Genomic DNA, 2,737 nt, shown 5'->3' with positions numbered 1-2,737 from the left:
ACCTACTTATTTGTACTTAGGCACCCTTTTTTATCCCTGACTGCATCATCACTAATTCGTTGGCCAGTGCTTGAATACGATTCAATACATCCTCATCGACCAATTCATTTAAAGGATTGAAATGATTTGCATTAACGTAAACATAACTTGGGGCTACATAGGAACGGAAATAGCCAGCAATCGGTTTTAACTGATTCTCAATCACAAGGTAGTGTTGATAAGTCCCGCCATTTGCAACAAACCCCATAACCTTATGGCGAAAAACATCTGGCGGGACTAAATCGAAAACATTTTTCAATGGTGCAGGCATCGAACCATTAAAGATTGGAAAACCAACTAAATAGACATCAGCTTCTGATACTGCTTTAATAATTTCCTTTGTATCCTCATTGTAAGATTCCGGCTTTCGTCCATCGCAAAATTGCATATCATAGTCTCTTAAATCCAAAAGCCTCATTTCGATATCAGGAGTTAATTTCTTTATTTCATTCAGAACAGCATCAACTAATATAGCTGTCTTAGCACCCAAGATCGTACCGGATATCCCTAATACTTTCATCTGGTTTTCACCATCCTTTTCAGAACTTCATTGCTTAATCTGACATCCCAAGAATCCTTAGGAAGATACTATTACATTATTCGTAAAGGCAGGCATTACTTTTTCAGCCACCAGTTCCATTGATCGAAGGACCCTTTCATGCGGCAACCCACCAAAATTCATTAGCATCATCACGTGGTCACAGCCCGCTTCTTGATACTTGTGAAGCCGTGCAATTACATCCTCTGGAGTCCCGATTAACACTTGCTCACGCTCTTCCAAATCTTCAAATTGCGCATTCCTTCCATATTGGCGAGTATCCAAATACAGGTTCAGGTGTTCTTTAGCAACTTGCTCAGCCTCTTCACGAGTTTCCGCAACAAATGTATGAAGAGCTAAAGGAATGTTAAGTTTTGTTTCATCGTGGCCTGCTTCCCGGTATGCTTTTTTATAATCATCAAGAATCTGCTTTAATTCTTCAATTGATCTGCTAGCAACATATGGCACCCCCATAATGTTGTAGCCCATTTTTCCAACGAAGGTAGAACCTACAGGACTTAATGCCCCAATCCACGTTGGAACCTTCTGTTGTTTCGGAATCACTTCTAATTGAACATCAGTAAATTGATAGTAATCACCCTCATGCGAAAACTTCTCGCCAGTCCATGCTTTTTCTATCACAGCAAGTGCATCGTTAAACCTGAAAGCTTTATCTTTTCCGTCTACATTAAAACCTGAAAACTCATGTGGAAGATATCCGCTTCCTAAACCAAGGTTTAAACGGCCATTACTTAAAACATCCAGCAACGCATAGTCTTCAGCGACTTGAATAGGGTTTTTGAATGGAAGAGTCACAATCGACACTCCCAATCGGATGTTTTTAGTATGCTGTGCAGCAACTGCCAGCAGCATCTGTGGGGTTGTTAAAATCCCATATTCACTGAAGTGATGCTCAGCAAACCATACTGAATCATATCCTAAACAGTCTGCATGAATGGTCTGTTCCAAAACTTCCTTCATTAACTGTTCATGAGAACGACTAAACTTTTCCTTGTAGTTATCAAATACAGTAAACAATCCAAATTGCATCTAGATCTCCTCCGTTTTTTCATAATTGGGCAACAAAAAAAACCAGCAGCAAAGAAAGCATCAAGAAACTGAACAAATTCAGATTCCAGACCTTTTTTCACTACTGGTTTTTAATCTACTTTATCAGGATTGGGTTTAACTCCCTCTCCTCATAGACTAGCCAGTTAAACAATGTGATTATATTATAAATGAATTATAAAACAAATATTCAGAATATTGCAAGCGTTTTATTTGAAAAATTTATAAATTCTCTTTACTTTCAATATAACGATTATATGCCGAAACAACTGCCTGCACGATTGCTTTTTGAGGCGGAACAAGGAATCTCGATTCAATCAATTTCGTAAGATGATCAACACCATTTCCTAAAAATTGCCCTCTAAGCAATGATGAAAGAAAATTATTGGTGATATCTTTTATAAAAGTAAAATCACACTCTACGATTATATCCAGCTCTTTGTCGACAATAAGCAAGCAGCCAATCGATTTCCGCTCTTCAAATACCGGAGTCCCTTTTGGAAGCTGCGCAAATCCAGCTACAAAAACATAACTATCCTTCATTTCGCCAATCATTCTTAGTACCCCCGTTTGTAAATATGAAGAATCTCTCTATTTTATGTATTCATTTTTAATTCACGATTTCCTGCGTAAATAATAAATTTCTAAGTTCGATATATCCATAACTTCGACCATTTCCTTAAAGAAAGCCCAAACCTCAATGTCAAAAGAAGAATACTTTTGGGACCATCTTTTCATTGTCGGTGGTTTTTAAGTACCATAAAATTGGTTAGTATTATCTGGGTGTTATTAACATAAAAAAGAGCATCAAGCCTAAGCTTAAAGTTCCTTAAAATTAAAACACGAGAACCGTCCCCATGTTCATATGATAATCCCCATCCTTCATCTCCACTCCGCGTTCATGAATCCGATCGGTTATCTTCCGGTACTGATCGTATACATTCCATAATTCCATATGTGCTCTCCCCCTATCTATCTTCATTTCTCTTTCTATGTACAACGTGGATAGTTTGTATTATACAATGATTCTGGAAAAATTTATAAATAGTTTCAGAATTTATTCAAACAGCTGCGTCTATATGATAGGTTGTA

Annotated in this window: 3 protein-coding genes; all 3 read right to left on the bottom strand. The window is 37.5% G+C overall.

The window, feature by feature from the left end; genetic code table 11:
- Nucleotides 1-16: 16 nt before the first annotated feature.
- A complete protein-coding gene (locus WB217_RS06175) occupies nt 17-559 on the bottom strand; it encodes an NADPH-dependent FMN reductase (protein WP_423991662.1) in 543 nt (180 codons plus the stop codon).
- A gap of 57 nt (nt 560-616) precedes the next feature.
- Nucleotides 617-1,627 carry an LLM class flavin-dependent oxidoreductase gene (locus WB217_RS06170; RefSeq protein WP_423991660.1) on the bottom strand — a complete coding sequence of 337 codons (1,011 nt, stop codon included), beginning with the start codon at nt 1,625-1,627 and terminating at the stop codon, nt 617-619.
- A gap of 240 nt (nt 1,628-1,867) precedes the next feature.
- Nucleotides 1,868-2,200, bottom strand: a complete 333-nt coding sequence (locus WB217_RS06165; RefSeq protein WP_423991658.1) for a DUF3870 domain-containing protein — start codon at nt 2,198-2,200, stop codon at nt 1,868-1,870.
- Nucleotides 2,201-2,737: the final 537 nt, after the last annotated feature.

Origin of the sequence: Mesobacillus sp., assembly GCF_049588175.1 — a bacterium.
In the GTDB taxonomy this organism is placed as follows: Bacteria; Bacillota; Bacilli; order Bacillales; family Cytobacillaceae; genus Mesobacillus.
Note: the sequence above shows the minus strand (reverse complement) of the source record. Positions and strands in the feature narration are given on the sequence as shown.

Bases quoted from the DNA above. Each gene is read 5' to 3' on its own strand.
- WB217_RS06175 (WP_423991662.1), bottom strand. From the start codon at position 559: ATGAAAGTATTAGGGATATCCGGTACGATCTTGGGTGCTAAGACAGCT.
- WB217_RS06170 (WP_423991660.1), bottom strand. From the start codon at position 1,627: ATGCAATTTGGATTGTTTACTGTATTTGATAACTACAAGGAAAAGTTT.
- WB217_RS06165 (WP_423991658.1), bottom strand. From the start codon at position 2,200: ATGATTGGCGAAATGAAGGATAGTTATGTTTTTGTAGCTGGATTTGCG.